Here is a 21,054-nt window from a genome sequence, read left to right on the forward strand (position 1 = left end):
TTTTACTTATTGATTTTTAGCTGTTCCACTTCCAAAAAACTTATTTTTTGTCTGCACCAAAAAGTTATAATTATTGGCAAACATTTTTTTAAAATAAGAACTATCTTCCTTAGGGAACCAGTCTGTAGTACGTGGCTTCTCTATGAACATTTTATGCTCTTGGTAGGCATATGTAGCAATTGAAGTTCTGTAGCGTCCCTCAGGAAAATTGGTCATGTCATAACCATGTAAGGTATAAGGACCACATTGCTGGATTATTAATCGATTAAACGGTACGGCTATCTCAGCTTCCTTATCAGTCCTCAAATCCCTTATTCGTAACCCCCCCTTATATTCTGGCTTCCAATCTTTATTCAAATACAAAAGTAAATTCAGTTCTCTGTACCAATTCTTTTGAATGGGATGATAATTGAAATCTAGATGCATATCCAAAAAGCTATTTTTCTTACCCTGATGCAATCCACCACCATGATTTTTTGGATCAACAAAAATTTCCTTGGCCGTAATAAATGAAAGAATTTTATTAAAACGATCAGAACTCAAATCCTCATAAAGTTCTTTAAGCTCAGGACCTATTTCTTTATAATTTGATTTCTCAAATTTATTATTTGCAAATACATAATCCCTACTTTTATTTTCTAGTTCGGGTATAGAGTTATAAGCTGAAAGAAGCTTTTCTTCATCACAGAAATCATCAATTACCAAATGGGGAAAAGGCTGTGCGGAGAGGTAATCAATCCTTAAATTCTCTAAATTCTTTTCTAATTTGTCAAAGTTGATCATATCTTTTATTAATAAAGAAAAACTAAATATCTGTATTTATTGACTTCAACCTGCTTTTAATCACTCTTGCAGGATTACCCCCAACAACACTATATGGAGGTACATCTTTGGTCACCACACTGCCAGCAGCTACAACTGAACCTCTTCCAACCGTAACCCCTGCAAGGATAATTGAATTAGAAGCTATCCAACAATCATCTTCAATAATGGCATAAGATCGAGTTACACCTTGATCGATCATTGGTTGGTTAGTATCTGCAAAATTATGATTTTCGGAATATATGCTTACTCTTGGAGACACCATCACATTATTGCCAATTTCAATATATCCAGAACAGCCTATATAGGCGTATGGCCCAATACTTGAGTTATCTCCCACTTTTAAGCCTACACCCGCTTCTCCACCGTAAAGGTTGGTCGGTCTAATAATGGCATAGCTACCTACCGTCACCTTATCCCCAAAAACAATGCCCTTTTGAGACAAGCAATTAATTTCACAATTATCCTGCGCGATAAAATTCCTACCAACGCTGAGATATTTTGACTGTCTGATAGTAACCCCTTTCCCGATCAAAAGCATTCCTGATGAAGACTTGAACCAAAGTCTTTTCCATAATCCCCGAATAAACCAAACGAACATTCTGAAGATCACTCCTAAAGTGGACTTACTGTCCCAGTCCTCATTAAACCTATCAGAAAAGTCCAAGCCTGTGGCTTTACTTATTGTATTTGCTAGAAAATTGGCCATTATAGTTGCAAAGCTAAAAGGCTAAACTTATTTATTGGCAATTATTGTAAGAAAATCACCTGTCAAAAGTGAGTATCATTTTATCCAAACAAAAATATCTGAAAAAATAATATCTAATAAATACTGAGGTTTAAAACGCCTTTAACAAATTAGGCTATTCATCAAAATAAAAATGGTGGAAGCATTTTTTATGCTTCCACCATTAAATTAAACTTTTTCTTCAATAGGGAAAATACCCTAATCCGTCATTTTTAGAAATCACACATATTTGATTCCGACTTCCATACTAATTTGACTTCAGTCAAATCACTAATTTCTAAGTCTTCCTGAACTTCACCTTCGCAATTATAGAAAATAGGAGCCCAATTGCAGTTAGGACAACAAGATCCCACATAATAATAGTTGTTTCCTTCATAATTCCCGCTTCTGATATAACCATAATCTCTACCTATTTCCGTTGACTTCAGCTCATCAATTACCGGCTTCATCCAAGCCAAATCCTCCGCAGGATTTTCGACGCCACAGCTTGCACTCGGCTGTTCCTCATCTTTACATGATATAGCGAAAACTAAAAAGCAAGCAAAAAGAAAATAAACGGCTTTTTTCATAATATTCATAATTAAAAGATTAAACATATCAACCCCTATACGTGTAAAAACTGAATTATGCTACATAATAAAAATATTATTTCCTGATTACTTTAATCGGCCAATGTCATAGTCGAAAAAACTTTCTCCAGCTTAGCTAAAAAACGGGATCCAGAAAAATTCTTAAGCCTCTTTTCAGCTCTTTCCACTAAGGATTTTCGCACTTTATTATCTTTCACCAATTTTCCCATTTCTTGGGCAAAAGCTGTAGCTGAATCATCCTCAGGATATAGCACTGCATCACCACCAACTTCTCTCAATGCGCCCTGATTGGAGATGATCACTGGAATCATATAGGAAAAAGCCTCCAAAATGGGCATACCAAAGCCTTCACTCAAAGAGGGAAAAACATAGGCAAATGCATGACGATAATAATTATCTAGCTCACTTTTACTGACAAAACCAGGCAAAATGACCTTTTCTTCCAAGCCCAGCCTTTCGATCTCCCTGATGATATTATCATAATCGTCCAATTCTTTCCTAGGACCTCTTTGCCCTACCAATACTAGCTGAAACTCCTTATTGTCTTCTTCAAAAAGAAACTTACTAAAAGCCCTTATTAAAGTCACTAGGTTTTTTCGCTTCTCCATTACCCCTACATGCAAAAAATAGGGAGATGAAATGATTGAATGATCTTCTAATTGTTCTTTAGCAATAATATTTGATGCAGGGTAAACCACATGAACGGACAGTTGCGGCATTTTAAGATACTTCTGGATCTGCTTTTTGGAATAGTCAGTAATAGTGACTACTTGGGCATTTCTCCTGAGTGAAGTCTTCAACAGCCATAGATAATACTTCAACCAATGGGGATTATAATGGCTGGGATTTTCCCAAAAAAAAGCATCATGAATAACAGACAGTTTTTTGCCTCTTGACCATAGTGGAGAAACAATATCCGGGGAGAACACAATATCACTTCTGTACCAATAAGTGAGCAAGGGTAAAATGATTGCCTTCCTTAATAAATAAAGTCCCTGAAAAAGCAGGTTTTTCCATTTGGGGGTTTTCCCTCTATAAAACTGGCTAGACTTTACTTTTGTATAACTGGGCGAAATGATATATTCAAAATCAGTTGTATGCTTGGCTTGAATACTTTCCACCAAAGATGCTGTATAGGTTTTTATGCCTGTTTGGGCCACATACAAATAATAAATATCAACCAGTACTCTTTTATTTCTCATTTTCCTTCTCCCTACCTCAGCCTAAAGCTAAAGAAGTGCTTTTTTGATACTTTAACTTATTGTATTCTTTCACACTGAGTCCAACCATCCACCATGTCAACCAAGAGACAAAGGCATATAATTCTGCATTGGCTGTAAACAAAGGTAATAATAGCCCCACCTTAACAGTAGCCGCGATAAAAGCTATCCTGGCTATATGAGTATTTTTAGAATCCCTAAATACCTTGATCCCCGTCCAGATACCCATTCCTAATATCAATATGTAAAGGAACATACCCAAAAAACCCAACTGTACCCCAAAAACCAAAAATTGGTTTTCCCCTCCAATTCTTAACTCATCTGAAACGCTTCCAACATTCCCACTTGTAGCCAAGCCTGAACCAAAAGGAGCAACCACCATTTGATTTAATGCCTCTAACCAAGCAATCACATGCCCTACACTGGACGCATTCTCAAAAGTGATGGTATCCACCACAAAATAATAAAACTCATCGCTGGCAAAAATGAAAACGAAAACAACAAATGAAGCTAATAGAGCCGCTCCCAATTTAATCAAGCCATATAACCTAAAGATCACCGCAATAAAAATCAGCATGATAAAAAATGAAGCAAATGAGGCCCTTGAAGCTGCAAAAAACAAGCTTCCTATGGAAACCAAAATAACAAGAATAAATATCCAAGATTGTGCTCTTTTTGAGCTAAGATATCCAATTAACCCTAAAGAAAAACCCAATAAACAGGAGCTGGCCAACTCTAAGGGATCGGAGAAAAAAGAGGCCAATCTCATTCCCCCGGTTTGGGTTTCGAAAGTCCAAGTTAAATCATAATTTCCAGACGGTTCAACATTATTAATGGCCTGATTAAACAATGCATAACCAGTAATGTTTTGAAAATGTAGGCCCACGAGCTTTTCAAAAAGATTCAATCCCAATGCCGCAACAAAAATCAACATGATGGATTTAAATAAAACTCGGTAATCCAGATCACTAAAGTTCGTATTCCTGCCTAAAAAATAAAGCATGCCCATCATCAACACATTTTTAAAGTATAGGGCTTTTGTAAGCATATTTGCCGGCCCAATGGGCAAAAACAAAAACACCAGCCCCAAGCCATAAAAGGCCAAAAACAGCTTATCTGTTATTTGTAGCCTAAATGGATAGTCAAACAGATTCCGCTGATAAAAAACAAATGATAGCAGGGAGATCAGTAATACAAATTCTTTTAAATATTGAAAAATACTTACAAAGAACGGAGAACCGGTAGCTTGATATACAATGCTTAAAATTGAGATATAAAATGGCAGGTAAAGCGACATAAATATTATTACCCATTCCCACTTGGTCTCAAATACAATCTTATTAACCGTAATGGAAAGTAATAATCCTACCGCTATAACCACAAAGACAAATAACACTAACCTCCTAATTGATCATTTACATTCCTGAATCATTCCATCCTTGATTCCCATCAGCATGGCCAAAAATTTCTGCTTTCTTCCCCTAAAAAGAAAATAAAGTCCATAAAGCCCCATTTTCCCAAATTGGAAGGGCCATGCTGTAAGCAAATATGGAAAACTCAAATGGTTCCTAAGCTGGAATAGTTGATTTCTGGCATTTAAATAATGAACCTTGGGGGCTAATCTACCTTCTTTGCCTTTTGATTTGGATTTAGAAGAAGCCCCAGCCTCGTGGTAAATTACGGATTTTGGAACCACCCACATTTCATAACCTGCTTTTTCCATTCTTAGGGACCAGTCTACATCCTCATAATAAGCAAAATAATGTTCATTTAGCTTTCCCACCTCTCTAATGACACTGGACCTAACAAGAATACAACAACCTGTAATCCAATCTGTTTTATATGCTTCTATCCCCCTAGGCTTTGAAGTATTAGTAATGGAACTACCTGTCCATGGATTCCAAACAGCACCAGCATTCCAAATTTGTGATTGGTCATGAAGATAATACATCAGGGGCTGAACCGCTCCAATGTTCAAATTGGCCTCCATTAAGTTTAGCAGGGGATCCAAAAAATCAGGCTCTACTTCTGTATCATTATTGAGTAACATAATATAAGCATGGCCCACTCCCAAAGCATAATTAATTCCTACATTATTTCCACCCGTAAAACCTAAATTTTCCGAATTGCAAATGAATTTAGGGAAGTCAAATTCTTCTTTAAGTTTATCAACTGATCCATCAGTAGAGGCATTATCCACTAGAATCACTTGGAAAGCTTGCTTTTTGACCTTTTGCAATGAACGCAAGCATTGCCGAGTATAGTCATAACCGTTCCAGTTAAGTAGGATTATTGCGATGGAATTACTTAATACTTGGGAAGTTCTTTCTTCCATCCATTAACTTTATTTACTCTCACAATTGCTTCTAAGTCCTCTGCAAAAAAACCAGTGCTATTCCCTATCCGTGCCAACAGGTTATAGATCAACCCAGGTCCTTTTAAGCTGTAATTTTTGTAATAATACTTTTCAACTTTTATATCAAAATCATCACTCAAAAACTTAAAATACCGTTTAATCTCACTTCCAGAATATTCCTTCCAGTGATGTCCATATGTTACGCAATCAAAAATTCTAGGTACGCTAATTCCTATTCCTCTTAGCGTAAACAAATTCTTCATACCAATTGCTATACCTGGTAAACTCAGGCTATTTGGAGTAGAAATATAAATGATTCCACCACTTTTCAGGGACTTATAGACCTGTTTCCAAAAATAAATGGGGTTAAAGGTGATATGTTCTAATATTTCAGTAAATAAAATGATATCATAATAATCCTCCTTGTCATCTAAAGAAGCTATTGTCCCCAGATCATTTTCAATAATGGGGTTTAGGCCATAATTAGCCGCCCTATTTTTAACAAAATCTAGCTCCCAAAAATCAGATACATCCATACTGTCCACTTCATAACCTATTTGTTTGGCTAGGATAGAAGTATGCAAATAATGACTTCCAATATCTAAGACTCTCTGTGGTTTATTTCCCTTTTGATTTTTTAAAAAACCATGAACCCTTTTAAACCTATTTTTGTGGAAATTATAGTATTCCTTATCCCTTTCTAAACCCAAATAATCAACTTGATTATTTAATTCTTGTAAAACATTTTCCATTTCTTTCCAATAACATTTTTTCCTAATTAGGGAAACCAATTGATTACCTTAATTCAATTAGACCGCACCAATCCATAAAATAGATCGGGAGCTTTACGCTTAATGAGAATGCTCGAAAAAATAAATACAAGGGCTTCAGATATTATTAGCCCATAACAAAGACCTATCCCTCCAAATAATTTTATTCCAATTAAGGAGAAAGTCAACATGGATAAACACATCACCCAAGATGAATTAAACAATAAGCTTTTATAGTCAGAAACTAGCATTAATAATGAGTTCCCAATGTTCATACTTGCTAGAAAGGGAATAAAACATAGCACCCTTAGAAAAGAAACACTTGTTGCCAGTGATTCCTTAGATAATATTTCAATAATAAAATCCGCTAAAAAATAGGTTACTAGTGATATGGCTAGGCATGATAAGATAGAAAACAGATAAACCTTCTTAACATAGACGAAAAATCTTTTCTGGTCACTTTTATAAAGCTTTGTTGCATGGGGATAAACTGCCTGAGCAATTAAAGCAGGAATAATCCGCAATACAGAACTAACCCGCTCAGCCAAACTGTACATCCCTAGAATTTTGGCACTAGCAAAAAAACTAAGGAGCACAATGCCTCCGCTTACAGAAACATGACTTGCTAAGGTAGATAAAAATAGATACACATTGGCCTTCCAGGATTGAACAATCTTCCTCAGCTTGGGAATGAAAAATTGTATATCCATTACAAAATGGACATAGACTAATATGACCAAATTAGTAGCTAATGCCGCTCCGCCAAAAAAGAAATTCACCAATTTGGCATGCTCTGGGCCAACAATAAAAAGTACTATGCCCATTAGATACAACAGTTTACTGAATACATTGGCCACTGATACTAGCCGCATCTTTTCAATCCCTTGGAAAAACCATACAGGAAGTGTTGCCTCTGAAAAAAGCATCAATAAGGAATAAACCAAAATCACTTGGTATTCCGGGAATAAATCAAAGCCAAAAACCGCTATCAGCAAAGCTAAAGCCGCAATGATCGCCAATAACGTTTTACTGAAAATGGTACGGGAAACAATCTCAGAAAGGGCCTCCTTATCATTTTGGTTCAAGGCTACTTCCCTAGGAGCACTGAGATTATAGCCATATCCTACAAACATATTTGCAATGAGGATAACTGACAAGGCTAAACTCACCAAACCAAATTGATCCACCCCTATTGACTGAATCAACAGAGGCATCACCATCAAAGAAATAAGGATATTGGAGGATTGTATGAAAAGTAAAAAAATAAAGTTCTGAATAGACTTGTGTCTTATCAGCTGTAAAAGTGAAATAGAGCTAAGCTTTTCAAACATAAAAATAATAGCTTAGCCTTCAGTGTTTTTAATATTAGCCTGATATAACCTGCCAACATATAAATAAACTAAAGCAAGGAAAAAAGCAATTGCACTCCCCATAAATAATCCAACATACCATTTAAGCTTCGTTTCCGTGAGTGGAAACCGTGGATGGTCTATAATCTGAATCAAAGGCGAGCTATTTCTATGATTAATTTTAGCCACCTCGAGATTTTTTACTATTTCTGTATAAGCACCACTCGTCACTTGAAGATCAATCTGCTTGCTTTTTGCCTCTACAGCTGCACGCTGCATTAGTGGATTGGGATTAGGTCGATCATCTTGCATTCCGGCTAATTCCAACATATCCTGATCTAATATACTTCTCAGGCTGTCTGCCTGGTTTTGAAGAATAGAAACGTTTTCAGAAGTCTTTTTGGTCTTGGTTTCAAAATAAAATTCATTGACATTCTCTACCAATTTCTCATTATAAGCCTTGGAAAAAATTTCGTCTTTGGATGTATGGGTAACTTTGATAATGCTCAACTTCCTATCTGGTTTGGAAACACCTAATTCCTTGTCTCTAATGATCTTTGCAATGGCTTTCATTACACTATCCTGCAGGACAGAAAAGTGCTCTCTATCCTTAGTAAAATCCAGTTTTTCAAAATCTACCTTATCAGCCCACTTTTCATCCAATTTATGAAAGCTAACAAATCTATCTACCAATAGCCCTCCAGCTTGTTCACTAGGACTAAGAAGCGTCTTAATGAGCATATTATCTGAGCGATATAGTTCCATGATATTATCACCTTGAAACAATCCACTGCTGGACCCCAAGGATCCAAGGTTAATTCCTGCCAAACTGGCCAAACCTGACAAACCTCCCATTCCAGCACCATCGGATTCTTCTAATACAAAGGTAGTTTCAGCGGTGTACCTTGGCTTTTTAAGCCAAGAGGCCACTAGTCCAAGTATTCCTCCAATAACCAAAGCGATAAGCAAAAACCTTCCTTTACTTTTAAAAAAATTCACCCAGTCTTTACCTCTTTGGACAAGTTCTCCAAAAGTAATTTTATCATCAATAATATGTTGCTGACCTGCCATTAGTTTGCTTATTATTAGTTTATTTGAGTGATCACCAATACCAAAGTGGCCAAACCGGATGTCAAGCCAATAATTTCTCCCAGTCTAATGGGCGTACGTGGTCCCTTGGATGGAACGATCACTTCTGAACCCGGCTCAACGGTTGGAAAGGATTTCATGAACAAAAAGGTCTTGGTTCTGGCCACTTCACCATTGGCATAGACCACATAGGTTCTCTTCTTTTTGGCCCTTGTTTCGAAGCCTCCCGCCCTGTCAATATAGTATTTCATGCTACGGTTATTTTCATATCTAACCGTAGTAGGGTAGATAACATCACCTCTCATCCTTACTGTCTGAAGTTGCTTTGGAACGCTAATAATATCACCTTCTTCCAAAATGAGGTCATACTTTGAACCAGGATTTTCCATTATCGCCTCCAAATCAATCGCAATGGCTTCTGTCTCCTTGATTTTTATTGCTGTTTGGGGACCTTCCACCTGGCTGATATCCTTTAATGTCTCCTCTTTTGTTTTAATGATCAAATCACTTTTTGAATTTTGACCATTACCTTTTCCGGTTTCTTGCTGAAGTCTCAATTTTTGGTTGGATTGTGCTTCTGAAGGATCCGTAGCCTCTGTATCCAGCCTTTCAAGAAGCTTTTCCATATTCTTCTCTCTCCTAATCCTCTCAGATTCTGTATTAAAAAATTCAGTTCTTCTGATCAAAGTAGCTCCCTTTGGATAAGCAAAACTGGTCAAACCACCAGCTCTTTTTATGACGTCTGAAACTTTTTCCTCGGCACCACGAAGCGCAAACTCCCCAGGAGCATTGACCTGTCCATCCACCATAACGATTTTTTCCAAAGCAAAATTAGGCTTTCTTCGGATGATCACATTGTCGAAAGGCTTCAGTACAGCTGAATTGGCATTAATGCTTAAGTCTTGATTTACACTTACTGGGATAAGCTCGGCAATCTCTCCTTCACGCTCTCCTTTTAACCTTCTGGCTATTTCAAGATCATCTATTGAAGCGGCCTCATTAAAGCCACCGGCACTGATGATAAGGTCTTCAACGGTCATTCCTTCCGAAAATGGATAAATTCCGGGATTTCTAACCTCACCAGAAATCTTCAAATAATACTCATCCTTTAAATCATAAATAGAAGCTATTTTGACAATATCATCAGCTTCCAGTTTAGTATCTTCAGATCCACTAATCACCTTGTTCAAATCTACCTGAATCACTGAAGTACTCAGGTCCTTCGCTGTCCTTACAATGCTGGCTCTTTTTAGATAGGCCTCACCCTTTAATCCCTCAGCCTTATCAATCAACTTTGATAAAGTCAAGCCATCAGTCAAAGCGTAGTTTCCAGGCCTATAAACAGCTCCTTTAATCTGAACCCGGTTTTTATATCGATCTAGTACGTTCCCAACTTTATATTCATCTCCTCCTTTCACTGTAAAAATATCGTATTGCCCAGCAAATACATCAGAAACTGCTTTTTCCTTTTCTGTATATCGGGTCACATTTACCCTTTCAGTATAGGCATTATCTGTAAATCCTCCTGCATACCTCAAAATGTCTCCAAAGGTCTCCCCTTCCTTTGCCTCAAAAATCAATGGGCGCTTTACCGCTCCCTCCAACTTTACCCTTGATTCGTAGGGCTCTACCAAAATAACATCTTGATCCTGTAATTGAAATCCCATATTGGCTTTTCCATCCACAAGAAAATCATAGGCATCAACCACCGCCACTTGTTTATTATTTCTTATGACTTTGATATTTCTCATGGTACCATTAATATTGGGACCGCCCGCAGCATAAAGCGCATTAAAAACAGTACTGAAAGCACTCAAATTAAAAGTTCCTGGAAGTCTCAGTTCTCCAACCAAATGGACTTTGATACTCCGTATATTTCCCAATGACACCTGAACGAAGGTGCTTGGATTTTCACCTTTCATTTCCACATAATACTGGGACAGCTTATTTTTGATCACCTTACTTGCAGCATCTATGGATAAACCTGCAACACTTATTGGCCCGATATTATCCAATATCAATCTTCCTTCGGGAGTGATGCTTGACTCGTAGTATTGTTCAGATGCTCCATATACATCCACATATACTAAATCCCCTGCTCCCAAAACATAAGTTCTTGGCGTAGCTTGGTTCAAACTCGGTTCAAAAGTCAACTTCCTTTCTTTCTGATAGAATAAATCTAATCCAAAATAGGGTTGGATTTCTTCTAACTCCTCAATTTCTTCTTGATTACTTAGGACTCCTTGTAAAATTTCATTTAGATCCATTTGCCTTCTTGGCTCCCGATTTGACGAAGTTGAGCTTGACTTCATGGTAGTATTCTGTCCATCAAGTTTTTCAACTCTTTTTACCAATTTTTCAAGTTCCATTGTTGACATACCTCTTGCTTTTGCCATTTGCAAAAGTTCCGCCTGACTAATGCCTGCATCAGCGGCCCTTTCGACCATGTCCCTAATTTGGACATCTGAAAGTTCGTCTACTTTAATATTGGCAATATCTGGAATAGATTGGGCTTGCAGCATTGGCTCACAGGTAAAAAGCAGGGCCAGAGCCACAATCAAGCCCAAAGGCATTGACTTTAAAAATTTTATCATCTTTTTTCTTCTCGTTTTTCCATTAAGTTTGCTGTGAACAAAACACAGCTTCGCCACCTTACTCCCATAAAGGGAACAATCCATAGTTTTCAAAAGATTTTGTTTTGAATATTGAAAACCACCGTAAAGATAATTATTCCGAATGATTGAGCCCTATTCTTGATAAGTAATTAGAGCTTCGCTAGACAAGCAACAAACTCAAAATTGATATTTACTATAATCCATCAAGACTTAGAGAATAACCTTAGAATTGTAAGAAGTGGATTTCACTATCAACTATTGTGCTCATCATTGAGTCTCCCCAAAAATAAATTCATCCCGTTAAAAAATCTATGCACACTATTCCGAACAATTTTTGCAGATTTCAATTTGACTTCGATCACTGAGAAGCTGTCGCCTAAATCCATTATAAAGGGAATTTCTCCATACTTTACCAAGTCTTTCCTTAATTAAATTGCCCATTACATGTGAAGCATCCTTGTCAAAGCAACATGGAACAACATCCCCATCCCAAGTCACGACCGCCCCTTGCCACATTCTCCAACATTTGTTTTTGATTTCCTTTTTAAGCTTCCACTTTCCGTTTTTAAGAGGAAGATATCTTGAAAACCTAAGGTCAGAAGGAATTAATTCAGACCCATTTTCATAATCATAAATTTGGGCAGTTTTCAGCTGTAGTTCATCCACTTCTAGCTCCTTTGCCAATTCCTTTATTTTAGGAATTTCATGCTCATTTTTTCCGGTCACCAAAAATTGAAAAATCACTTGTGGAAAACTCGAACCTTTTGCTTTTCTTTCCTGAATCAACATTTTAATTCCTGACTTAACGCGGGAAAGATCTCCTCCTATTCTGTAATTCTCATACACACTTTGGGTAGCACCATCTACAGAGACAATCAATTGTTTTAAGCCCGAACTGACCACCTTCGCAACGGTTCTTTCATTTAAATAATGGGCATTGGTGGAAGTAGCGGTAAAAATCCTTTTTTTATCAGCAAAGCTCACCAAATCTAAAAATTCTGGATGGAGAAAGGGCTCTCCCTGAAAATAGAGGTGTAAATAGGTCAGATGGGTTGCTGATTCATTTATTATTTTATGATAAGTTGATTTTTCCAACATCCCCCTGGGCCTAGTGAAACTCCTCAAGCCTGAAGGACATTCTGGACAGCGCAGGTTACATCCCGTAGTTGGCTCAATGGACATGGCGGTAGGCAAGCCCTTAATAATAGGTTTTTTGGTGAACCTTGACCGATAAAATGAAATATACAGTAAACAAAAATTGGCCAACTTTGCCCATGTAAGGTAGTTCAAGTATGCTTTACCAAGAATCCATTTACTTTTCAAACTCATTTGATTTTTCCATCATTAACCAACAAAACTCACTCTGCAGTAATTTCCTCAATTTTCTCCTGGATCCAAAACAGCTGTTATTCCATGAAACACACCATTAACTGCATACTTATTCACGTAATCAACAACTAAGTTAGTCTCATTTACCTTAGGTCCATCAGAATCTAGTTCCAGCAGGCTTCCCTCTAACCATGTATTCAGCTTATCTCCTTTTCTAAAATCTTGGGTAAAAACTCTCCCTAAAGCAACATGATATTGAAGAGTAGCCCTTAATAGGTCTTCATCTACTTGATAATATCCTGTTACACCCAACTCTTGGTACCATAAGTTGAAAGCCTCATTGTTCGGAGCAAAAATGGTGAATGGTCCCGTACCATCCACTTCCAGATCATTAATGAGACCTGAATATATCATGGCCGCTTCAAACTCAGAATAATTGGCTGAATTACTGCTTTCTGAAAGCAAAATCACAAGCGACTTATCAGGTAAAGTATACACTATATCCACACTATTGATCAAGCCATTTCCAGCATTAATATCTCTATTGCCGATAGAGGCCTGGCCATTTATCCACAAACCATCCTCTATATCCCTGCTAAAATATATCATACCACTTTCAATTGTTTCTAGCTCCCCAGAAACCAAATCAGAGGATTGCTTCATCCCCTCTAGGATAAACAAAGATATAAATGACCTCAAATTAGTAGAAGCAAGCCAGTCCTCTTTAGTGATACCTTGCTTTTCAAAGTAAGCCTCAAAAGCTTCATTGCTTGGAACAAAAACGGTGTACAAGCCTTCTCCTGAAAGTAATTCATCAAAACCAGTTTTTTTAAGCCCATCTACAAAAATGCTAAAACCGAGACTTTCTGAAACTTCCAATAAATTTAAATTCACTGGTTCCAAAATTTGTTCTAATCCATGAACCTCACCATTGGAAGTAGAAATATCCTTGACCAATATCTTAACTTCAGAATTCACCAACAACTGCCTGTCCACCTCCGAAACATACCAGAAATAACCTGGAAGTAAAGTCTCTTGTATCCTATTTAACAAGGAATCACTTATTCTTGCCTCTTCAGTCAAGTGGTATCTCACTATCCTCTCCCACTCTTCTGATGTCCGGTCATCTACCGACTGAATTCCAATTGCTTCAAAAGCCTTGTTTGTAGGAGCCATAAAAGTAAATTCCCTATCACCGTTTAATATCTCCGCCAAACCTGTTAGCTCCATTGCTTCAGACAATATGCTAAAATTAGGATCTTGGTTTATAAATTCGGTAATGGTAAATTGTTTGAAGTCCGGAGGAGTACTCTCCTCCCGACAGCTCGGTAATAAGCCAATAGTCGATATCAAAAAAAATAGACCATATAATACACTTATATATTTGGACTTCCCAAAATGCATAGATTAATGATTTATTAAGCAGAATTCTTGTAAAACTACAAATGCCGTGCTTAAGTTTACCTTTACAAATATAGCGCTATTAAAAAAAATCCTGACCTTTTATTTAATTACCAGAAAATACATGCTCCAATGAAAACCAATCCACTGCTTTTTCTTGCTCTGTTAATAGTTTTATTTTCTTGCCAAAAGGAAAATCAGGATTGTGATATTTCTGAAGATGTACAGGCTATTCAGGTAAATCTAAAAATAGAACGGCTTGAGGATTTACTTTTTAAAGCCAAAAATCAGGAGGACATAGATTATTTCCTTGAATCTCATCCTGATTTCTCTTCGAAATACTTACAAGAAGGACTGTATCCCAGTAGAGAAGCGCTGGTCTCAACCCTTGCTGATATCCCTAAAGACACCCTAATGTTTGAGTTATACCAGGAAGTAAAGGCTGAATTTTCCAACATCAGGGAAATAGAAAAAGATTTAGAGCTTGCATTTAAACATATAAAGTATTTTTATCCAAATTATAAGATACCTAAGGTTTATACCTTTGTCAGTGGTTTTACTTCTGATATTTATCTGGATGAAGAAATGTTGGTAATTGGCTTGGATTATTTCTTGCCCAGTGACCATCGCTTTCAACCTCCAGAAATGCCAGACTATATAGCTAAAAGATATGATAAAGACCATCTTGTCCCCATGATCATAACGGCCATTTCTTCTGTCTTTAATGAGACAGATCTACAAGACAATACTTTATTGGCTGAAATGATTTATTATGGAAAGGCTTATCATTTCACAAAATCCATGCTTCCCTGTATACCAGAAAGACTGATCATTGGATATACAACAGAAGAACTAGCCGCCTGCTATTCCAATGAGGACTTTATCTGGACGCATTTGATCGAGGAAGAGGCTATTTATGAAACTAATCCTTTCAATATTAGAAAATATACCGGAGAAGCTCCCTCCACAGACGTGATCAGCCCTGATGCCCCTGGGAGAGTTGGTCGTTGGGTGGGCTGGAATATTGTCGATGCATATAGTGAAAAGAATAATATTGGACTAGTAGAACTAATGGCCCAAAAAGATGCCAAGAAAATCTTTATGCAATCAGCATATAAACCTCGTCAATAGCAGGCAGCGGGTATTTCTTAGGATCAAGAGTAAACAAAAGCCTGCTGAGCGCCTTCTCTTTTGAAAAATGCAAAACTGCCAAATCATTTGCCCTTTGCTTCATTCCACTGAGTTTCTTTCTATCAGCATCTAAAGCTTCCAGATCAGCCATGCCTACATCCATTTTTTTGGCATTATATAAAATCCCAATCCTATTATGCTTGACTAGGTTATAAACCCAACCCTGATGGTTGACCATAATGGCATTCCCCATGGCTATTGCATCAAAAAATTTATTTGGGCTGTTCGTTTTGAGCACTGGAAGATGATCAAAGGAAATAAAGGACACATCAGTTACTGACAATAATTTCTTGACCGCTGCCTTATCCCCAAAGGGAAGAAATTGAAGATTGTCCAGTTTTTTCTGTTTTGCTTTAGCTTTTAAATCTTCCAGTCGCTTTCCCTTGCCCATAATGGCAAACTGCCAGTTTTTGTTTCTTCTCTGGGCCCCTTCTGCTAAATCCAACAATTCGTCCACCGCATTCACATCCCCTATGGCGCCAGTATAAGCAATACTCAATGCTCCTTTTTTCCAACCAAGATCTTGAAGATATGCTTCATCTTTCTGAAAACCAGGTTTAAAAAATCCTATGTCAGAAAAATTTGGAATCAAATTAACATTGGCTTCTGGGACTGAATCTTCAATATATTTTCTTATTCCAGGAGAAAGGGCCACAATCTTTAATGCATGTTGATAGATTCGCTTTTCAAGCTTATAGAGGGCTTTTTTTAATATGGGGTTTTTCACTGCACCTACCTGAACAGGCGCTTCAGGCCATAGGTCTCTAACCTCAAAAATATAAGGAATCGCCAACCTACGCTTTGCCCACAAGCCAATCAGACCAGTAGTCAAAGGCGTAGAAGTAATATAAAGCAAATCAGGCCGATTAAGCTTCTTCAATAAATGTTTTGCCTGCCTAACAAACCTGAAAAACGCCAATGACCGCTTAGCAAAACCGAAAGAATTATCATAAGACACAGGAAGATAATGTACTTTGACCCCATCCACTAGTTTGAAGTCATATTCCTTAGATGAATGCGCAGTGATCATTTCCACTTCCATACCAGCATCGACCAATCCTTTGGCGAGATGGTATGACCTCACAGCCCCTCCTTCTTGGGGGGTCACAAAATACTGGTGAATATAAATGATTCTCATTTTTGAATTTTCCTATACCAACCTGCAAGCACAAAAAGGTTCCAGATTTGAAGGAAACTGTCATTAATGTGTAAACTTGGCTTTCTAGCTAAGTTAAGCATTTCTTCAGGAAAGTGCTGCCCCTCCTTGGTTTCAAAATCCCTAATTTCCTTGAAAACTTTATCTCTGAAGTTTTTATTTAACTTCAACCATTCTCGTATAGGTAAACCAAACCCTGCTTTTTTTCTATTTGCCAATTGCTTTAGCCCAGTATCTTCAAGAAGCTCCTTGATCCATTTTTTATTGCCTGATTCCAAATGCTCCTCCTCATTAAGTGATAAACTCAATTCCACCAATCCCTTATCCAAATAAGGTGCTCTCCCTTCAATTCCATGGCTCATCAATGCATTATCATGAATTTTCAGTATATCATTTACCAAATAATATTGCCTGTCCCATTCCAGGGCAGCTTTATAAGGATTTAATCCTTTTGGGAAGTATTTCAAAAATGTACCTATATCTTTTTTGGGTATCCTTTGCAAAGAACTGAAATTTAAAAATGTAATTTGCTCTACCTCATCTATCGCATAGGCCATTTTACTGGCCTTACGGCTTAGAAAGGGAAATACCTTTCCAATCTTTGCCATTTTCAGCAATACTCTCTTATTTTTTAGATAGTACCTAAAAGCTGTATGTCTACTGTATCCGCTGAAAAGCTCATCAGCACCAGCACCACTGACCAAGATTTTAACATACTTTTTAGCTTCCTTCGCTATCATCCAACTAATGAAACCTGCACTATCCCCAATTGGCTGATCAAGTGAAGCTAGATAATCTTCCCAATTCTCTAACACCAACTCTGGAGTAATCAGTATTTCGTGATGAGCTGAATTATATTTCTTTGCTACATTTTTGGCATATTTTGAGTCTGGGTATTCCTTTAAATAATTGTCTTCAAAAGTGAGTGTAAATGTATGCAGGGGAATCCCCGTCTCCTCCACCCATGTATGAAGCAATAAACTGCTATCAACACCTCCACTCAATAATACACCAACTGGAACATCAGCCTGAAAATGCCTCAGCACAGCCTCTGTCAATAGATTTTTGAATTCCTTCTTACCAGAAAATTCATTTTTACAAGGTTTTGTAACTAGTTTAAAAGTATCTAAAATTTCTCCGCTGAAGTCTAGTTTTATTATTTCTCCAGCCGCTAACTGATTGATGGATTTGTAGAAACTTTTATCTGGAAAACTATGCCTGCTGTAATAATACGGCAGATATTGGTCTACATCCACAGCGGTATTTATTAAGCCAGAGGAAGCAATTGCCCTTGCCTCTGAAGAAAACATCCATTGATCTCTATAATGGAAATAATAAAGTGGCTTTTTTCCATATTCATCGCGGGCAACTATTATCTGTTTCTTTAGCTTATCCACAAATGTAAAGGCAAACATTCCCTCTAAATCTCCTATTCCTCTCTCTCTCTTTTGTATTAACCAGCGCAAAAACACCTCACTGTCAGACCTACTTTCGAAAGAAACCCCGTCTTGGAGAAGTTGGTTTCTAAGCTCCTCAGAATTATAAAGCGCTCCATTCCAAGCAAAAAAATATTGATCATCAATACAGACCGGTTGGTTTGCCCAATCACCTAGATCTACGGTTTTCAACCTATTACCTGCAATAAACAAATTGGGATTAATTGACTTCCAAGATGACTGGTCTGGACCACGATGCCGAGTTGACTCCATCATAAGCTTTATGGCTTCCTTCCCCGCCGTGGAAAAATTCAATACCAGGTTAATCCCGCACATAGCCTATTTCTTGGAGCCTGACAATAACTCTTTTTCTATTTCCATTTTGGCTTTATTTTTCTCATAATATCTACAGAAATAGGTAATATCGCACACATCACATTTTGGCTTTCTTGCTAGGCATACATATCTTCCATGAAGGATCAACCAATGATGAGCAATGTGTATATGTTCTTCTGGGATATGCTTGATCAATTGCTTTTCTACTTCCAAAGGAGTTTTGGCATTCTGAGGGACCAATCCCAATCTTTTGGAAACCCTGAAAACATGCGTGTCCACTGCCATATTGGGCTGGTTCCAAACAACGGAAGTGATTACATTGGCTGTCTTCCTTCCTACCCCTGGAAGTTTCACCAACTCTTGCACAGTAGAAGGAATTTCGCTATTGAAGTCTTCCACCAACATCTTCCCCAAGCCGAGCAGGTGCTTGGTTTTATTATTGGGATAGGATACCGATTTGATATAAGGAAATAACTCATCAAAACTGGAGGAAGCTAAGTGTTCAGGCGTTGGAAAATCCCTAAAAAGAGCTGGGGTCACCATGTTGATCCGTTTATCAGTGCACTGAGCACTGAGCACTACAGCTATTAAAAGTTGAAAAGGGTTTTCATACTCCAATTCCGTTTCTGCCACAGGCATATGGGTGGAAAAGTAATCTGTAAATGCCTTATATCGCTCTTTTTTCAACATGTTTTGTCTCCTTTATCCTTTCAAATATAAGGGAATTCTAAGCCATTATTTAAGTCCTTGGCTATAAAAAAGCCCTCTGAATATGTTTATTCAGAGGGCTCTCACCAAAGTTTCTTGATGTCAGACCTTTTGGAGCCCAGAAGTCTTGGCTTTTTCCTTGATAGTAGCTACCACCTTATCAGACGGCTCCAACATCAAACCATTGATTTGATCAATGGTACTCAAAAAGCCTAAGTAATCTTGCATGAGACCATCATCTTCACGCAAGAGCTGCTCGAATTCGATACTTTCTTCTTCGCTCATTTCCTGATAGACATACCGTATCAGGTGATCATTTGGGGTAAAATATATTGTCATAGGCAACATTTATTTGTTTTAGTTTCTTCCTAATGTTGATCAATGCATACCTCATCCTTCCAAGAGCAGTATTAATACTTACTCCAGTCTGATCAGCTATCTCCTGAAAACTCAAATCCATATAATGTCTCATGATCAAGACTTGTTTCTGAGAATCAGGCAACTCATTGATTAAATCCCTTACCAATTCATGTGTCTCATCTTTGACCTTTTGGTCTTCGACATTATCCTCGGCAAATTTTAATGTATTGAATAAACTGGAACCATCCTCCATGACAATAGAGGGATACCGCTTCATCTTTCTGAAATAATCGATGGCCAAGTTATGCGCAATGCGCATGAGCCACGGCTGAAATTTTCCTTCTTCGTTATACCTGTCTGAGTTTAGGGTCTGGATTACTTTTACAAAAACATCTTGTAATAAATCCTCCGCTAATCCTTGATCTTTCACTATCATATAAATCGTGGTAAAAACACGCGATTTATATTTATCTACCAACACTTCGAAAGCTGCTTCGCTTCCATTTCTATACTGAGCAATAAGCTCACTGTCTTTAGGTCCTAACCTTTTACTCATAAATTCTGACGTTTAAATAACGTAGAGGTTTATTTCATATTGCGGATTTTAGGTGGGAAACTGAAATTATTATTATCAAATGTATCGAATTGAAAAACACAAAGCAATGAAATAAATGATTTTTTTATGTTGTCAAAACTCTTATAATCAACCCTTTCCAAACAATTATCTGAATTACATTAAAAAAACAAAACTTTCAATTGAATCCACCATATAGCAGCAGGTGAATTTCCCAAGATAACTCTGGTTAAAATACCTGATTTACCGCTGTCTATACCATTAGAGATAATTAAAAGCCAATTCAGTCGATATTTTTCAAAGCATCTTGCTAACTGGCTCATTTATTGATAAGTAGAACTCAAAGGTCGAAAATTTTTCATTTAACCACTTAACAACTATGAAAATCATCCTGATCAATACCCTCTTATTTATAATTATTTGTACTTCAATATTTTCCTGCAACAATCAGCCAAACCAAGAATTTCAAACCATAGAAATAATAGGAGCTGCTGAAATTAATTTTGAATCGCTACAGCCTTGTTTGAATATCAATTATAACGGTCAAAAAAAAGGCAAGGAAAGCTTAGAAAAATTAATGAATGGAAAGAAAATGGAAGCCTTTCAAGCCAAAAAAATGTATGAGAATTATTATAAACCTAATAACTTAAAAGGAGGAGAATTTGAATATGGAGTTAATTACCGCTTAATAATAAATAAAGAATCCGACAGGGACCAAATAAGTACCCTGTTACAAGAAAATAATATTTCTGCCAATCTAAACAGCGGCGGATATTACATCGAAACATCTGAAATGAAATCTAAAAATGATCAGGGATTTAATATTGCTATAGAAAATGCAAAGTCGAGAATTGAGAAACACGCCGGTTCTTTGGGAAAATCTTATAAAATATTGTCCATCGAAGAAATCGATGATTACCAACAATTTCCCATTGATGGCATCATTTACAATAATAGCCTTATCAAAAAAGTCAAAGTAAAGGCCCAATTACAATAAAAATACC

The 21,054-nt window shown here is 37.2% G+C and carries 19 protein-coding genes; 2 read left to right on the forward strand and 17 right to left on the reverse strand.

The features are described from left to right. Positions 1–6 precede the first annotated feature (6 nt). From KMW37_RS20755 to KMW37_RS20810, 12 genes are all read right to left on the reverse strand, one after another. Positions 7–783: a 2OG-Fe(II) oxygenase gene (locus KMW37_RS20755; RefSeq protein ID WP_215226562.1), complete on the reverse strand. Its 777-nt coding sequence runs from the start codon at positions 781–783 to the stop codon at positions 7–9. Positions 784–805: 22 nt separating this feature from the next. Next, positions 806–1,531 (reverse strand): acyltransferase, encoded by a 726-nt coding sequence (locus tag KMW37_RS20760; RefSeq protein WP_215226563.1) that lies wholly within the window; start codon positions 1,529–1,531, stop codon positions 806–808. Between the two features lie 251 nt (positions 1,532–1,782). Further along, positions 1,783–2,139: a hypothetical protein gene (locus KMW37_RS20765; RefSeq protein ID WP_215226564.1), complete on the reverse strand. Its 357-nt coding sequence runs from the start codon at positions 2,137–2,139 to the stop codon at positions 1,783–1,785. Positions 2,140–2,231: 92 nt separating this feature from the next. After that, positions 2,232–3,362: a glycosyltransferase family 4 protein gene (locus KMW37_RS20770; RefSeq protein ID WP_215226565.1), complete on the reverse strand. Its 1,131-nt coding sequence runs from the start codon at positions 3,360–3,362 to the stop codon at positions 2,232–2,234. A 16-nt stretch (positions 3,363–3,378) separates the two neighbouring features. Continuing rightward, entirely contained in the window at positions 3,379–4,776 is a 1,398-nt protein-coding gene (locus KMW37_RS20775) for an O-antigen ligase family protein (protein WP_317195597.1), read from the reverse strand. Between the two features lie 15 nt (positions 4,777–4,791). Beyond that, positions 4,792–5,715, reverse strand: coding sequence for a glycosyltransferase family 2 protein (locus tag KMW37_RS20780; RefSeq protein ID WP_215226566.1), 924 nt, complete (start codon positions 5,713–5,715; stop codon positions 4,792–4,794). After that, a complete protein-coding gene (locus tag KMW37_RS20785) occupies positions 5,688–6,488 on the reverse strand; it encodes a class I SAM-dependent methyltransferase (protein ID WP_215226567.1) in 801 nt (266 codons plus the stop codon). Before KMW37_RS20785 ends, KMW37_RS20780 begins: the two co-directional genes overlap by 28 nt. 53 nt (positions 6,489–6,541) lie before the next feature. Beyond that, positions 6,542–7,837, reverse strand: a complete 1,296-nt coding sequence (locus KMW37_RS20790; RefSeq protein ID WP_215226568.1) for an oligosaccharide flippase family protein — start codon at positions 7,835–7,837, stop codon at positions 6,542–6,544. Positions 7,838–7,849: 12 nt separating this feature from the next. Next, positions 7,850–8,926: a GumC domain-containing protein gene (locus KMW37_RS20795; protein WP_215226569.1), complete on the reverse strand. Its 1,077-nt coding sequence runs from the start codon at positions 8,924–8,926 to the stop codon at positions 7,850–7,852. A 14-nt stretch (positions 8,927–8,940) separates the two neighbouring features. Beyond that, complete coding sequence (locus KMW37_RS20800; RefSeq protein ID WP_215226570.1) at positions 8,941–11,538, reverse strand: SLBB domain-containing protein; 2,598 nt, start codon at positions 11,536–11,538, stop codon at positions 8,941–8,943. Between the two features lie 339 nt (positions 11,539–11,877). Continuing rightward, on the reverse strand, positions 11,878–12,888 hold the full coding sequence (locus KMW37_RS20805) for a radical SAM/SPASM domain-containing protein (RefSeq protein ID WP_215226571.1): 1,011 nt from the start codon (positions 12,886–12,888) through the stop codon (positions 11,878–11,880). A gap of 48 nt (positions 12,889–12,936) precedes the next feature. Next, complete coding sequence (locus KMW37_RS20810; protein ID WP_215226572.1) at positions 12,937–14,292, reverse strand: fasciclin domain-containing protein; 1,356 nt, start codon at positions 14,290–14,292, stop codon at positions 12,937–12,939. 129 nt (positions 14,293–14,421) lie between these two features. Here KMW37_RS20810 and gldB point away from each other — a divergent pair, with 129 nt between their 5' ends. Beyond that, positions 14,422–15,420, forward strand: coding sequence for a gliding motility lipoprotein GldB (gene gldB, locus KMW37_RS20815; protein ID WP_215226573.1), 999 nt, complete (start codon positions 14,422–14,424; stop codon positions 15,418–15,420). On the opposite strand, the gene KMW37_RS20820 is transcribed toward gldB, so the two are convergent. The 5 genes from KMW37_RS20820 to KMW37_RS20840 form a co-directional block, all read right to left on the reverse strand. Then, positions 15,389–16,618 (reverse strand): glycosyltransferase family 4 protein, encoded by a 1,230-nt coding sequence (locus KMW37_RS20820; protein WP_215226574.1) that lies wholly within the window; start codon positions 16,616–16,618, stop codon positions 15,389–15,391. The two genes, gldB and KMW37_RS20820, sit on opposite strands and share 32 nt — an antisense overlap. After that, the gene (asnB, locus tag KMW37_RS20825; protein ID WP_215226575.1) at positions 16,615–18,408 is read right to left on the reverse strand and encodes an asparagine synthase (glutamine-hydrolyzing); all 1,794 of its coding nucleotides are present in this window, start codon (positions 18,406–18,408) and stop codon (positions 16,615–16,617) included. Before asnB ends, KMW37_RS20820 begins: the two co-directional genes overlap by 4 nt. 3 nt (positions 18,409–18,411) lie before the next feature. Next, positions 18,412–19,098 carry an endonuclease III gene (nth, locus tag KMW37_RS20830; RefSeq protein WP_215226576.1) on the reverse strand — a complete coding sequence of 229 codons (687 nt, stop codon included), beginning with the start codon at positions 19,096–19,098 and terminating at the stop codon, positions 18,412–18,414. Between the two features lie 120 nt (positions 19,099–19,218). Further along, positions 19,219–19,455 (reverse strand): hypothetical protein, encoded by a 237-nt coding sequence (locus tag KMW37_RS20835; RefSeq protein WP_215226577.1) that lies wholly within the window; start codon positions 19,453–19,455, stop codon positions 19,219–19,221. Continuing rightward, on the reverse strand, positions 19,430–20,032 hold the full coding sequence (locus KMW37_RS20840; RefSeq protein ID WP_215226578.1) for an RNA polymerase sigma factor: 603 nt from the start codon (positions 20,030–20,032) through the stop codon (positions 19,430–19,432). The genes KMW37_RS20835 and KMW37_RS20840 overlap by 26 nt, the downstream gene beginning before the upstream one ends. A gap of 397 nt (positions 20,033–20,429) precedes the next feature. Here KMW37_RS20840 and KMW37_RS20845 point away from each other — a divergent pair, with 397 nt between their 5' ends. Continuing rightward, on the forward strand, positions 20,430–21,047 hold the full coding sequence (locus tag KMW37_RS20845) for a hypothetical protein (protein ID WP_215226579.1): 618 nt from the start codon (positions 20,430–20,432) through the stop codon (positions 21,045–21,047). The last annotated feature ends 7 nt before the right edge of the window (positions 21,048–21,054 follow it).

The sequence above is a fragment of the Echinicola shivajiensis genome (genome assembly GCF_018642165.1).
In the GTDB taxonomy this organism is placed as follows: Bacteria; Bacteroidota; Bacteroidia; order Cytophagales; family Cyclobacteriaceae; genus Echinicola; species Echinicola shivajiensis.

Bases quoted from the DNA above. Each gene is read 5' to 3' on its own strand.
- KMW37_RS20755 (WP_215226562.1), bottom strand. From the start codon at position 783: ATGATCAACTTTGACAAATTAGAAAAGAATTTAGAGAATTTAAGGATT.
- KMW37_RS20760 (WP_215226563.1), bottom strand. From the start codon at position 1,531: ATGGCCAATTTTCTAGCAAATACAATAAGTAAAGCCACAGGCTTGGAC.
- KMW37_RS20765 (WP_215226564.1), bottom strand. From the start codon at position 2,139: ATGAAAAAAGCCGTTTATTTTCTTTTTGCTTGCTTTTTAGTTTTCGCT.
- KMW37_RS20770 (WP_215226565.1), bottom strand. From the start codon at position 3,362: ATGAGAAATAAAAGAGTACTGGTTGATATTTATTATTTGTATGTGGCC.
- KMW37_RS20780 (WP_215226566.1), bottom strand. From the start codon at position 5,715: ATGGAAGAAAGAACTTCCCAAGTATTAAGTAATTCCATCGCAATAATC.
- KMW37_RS20785 (WP_215226567.1), bottom strand. From the start codon at position 6,488: ATGGAAAATGTTTTACAAGAATTAAATAATCAAGTTGATTATTTGGGT.
- KMW37_RS20790 (WP_215226568.1), bottom strand. From the start codon at position 7,837: ATGTTTGAAAAGCTTAGCTCTATTTCACTTTTACAGCTGATAAGACAC.
- KMW37_RS20795 (WP_215226569.1), bottom strand. From the start codon at position 8,926: ATGGCAGGTCAGCAACATATTATTGATGATAAAATTACTTTTGGAGAA.
- KMW37_RS20800 (WP_215226570.1), bottom strand. From the start codon at position 11,538: ATGATAAAATTTTTAAAGTCAATGCCTTTGGGCTTGATTGTGGCTCTG.
- KMW37_RS20805 (WP_215226571.1), bottom strand. From the start codon at position 12,888: ATGAGTTTGAAAAGTAAATGGATTCTTGGTAAAGCATACTTGAACTAC.
- KMW37_RS20810 (WP_215226572.1), bottom strand. From the start codon at position 14,292: ATGCATTTTGGGAAGTCCAAATATATAAGTGTATTATATGGTCTATTT.
- gldB (WP_215226573.1), top strand. From the start codon at position 14,422: ATGAAAACCAATCCACTGCTTTTTCTTGCTCTGTTAATAGTTTTATTT.
- KMW37_RS20820 (WP_215226574.1), bottom strand. From the start codon at position 16,618: ATGAGAATCATTTATATTCACCAGTATTTTGTGACCCCCCAAGAAGGA.
- asnB (WP_215226575.1), bottom strand. From the start codon at position 18,408: ATGTGCGGGATTAACCTGGTATTGAATTTTTCCACGGCGGGGAAGGAA.
- nth (WP_215226576.1), bottom strand. From the start codon at position 19,098: ATGTTGAAAAAAGAGCGATATAAGGCATTTACAGATTACTTTTCCACC.
- KMW37_RS20835 (WP_215226577.1), bottom strand. From the start codon at position 19,455: ATGACAATATATTTTACCCCAAATGATCACCTGATACGGTATGTCTAT.
- KMW37_RS20840 (WP_215226578.1), bottom strand. From the start codon at position 20,032: ATGAGTAAAAGGTTAGGACCTAAAGACAGTGAGCTTATTGCTCAGTAT.
- KMW37_RS20845 (WP_215226579.1), top strand. From the start codon at position 20,430: ATGAAAATCATCCTGATCAATACCCTCTTATTTATAATTATTTGTACT.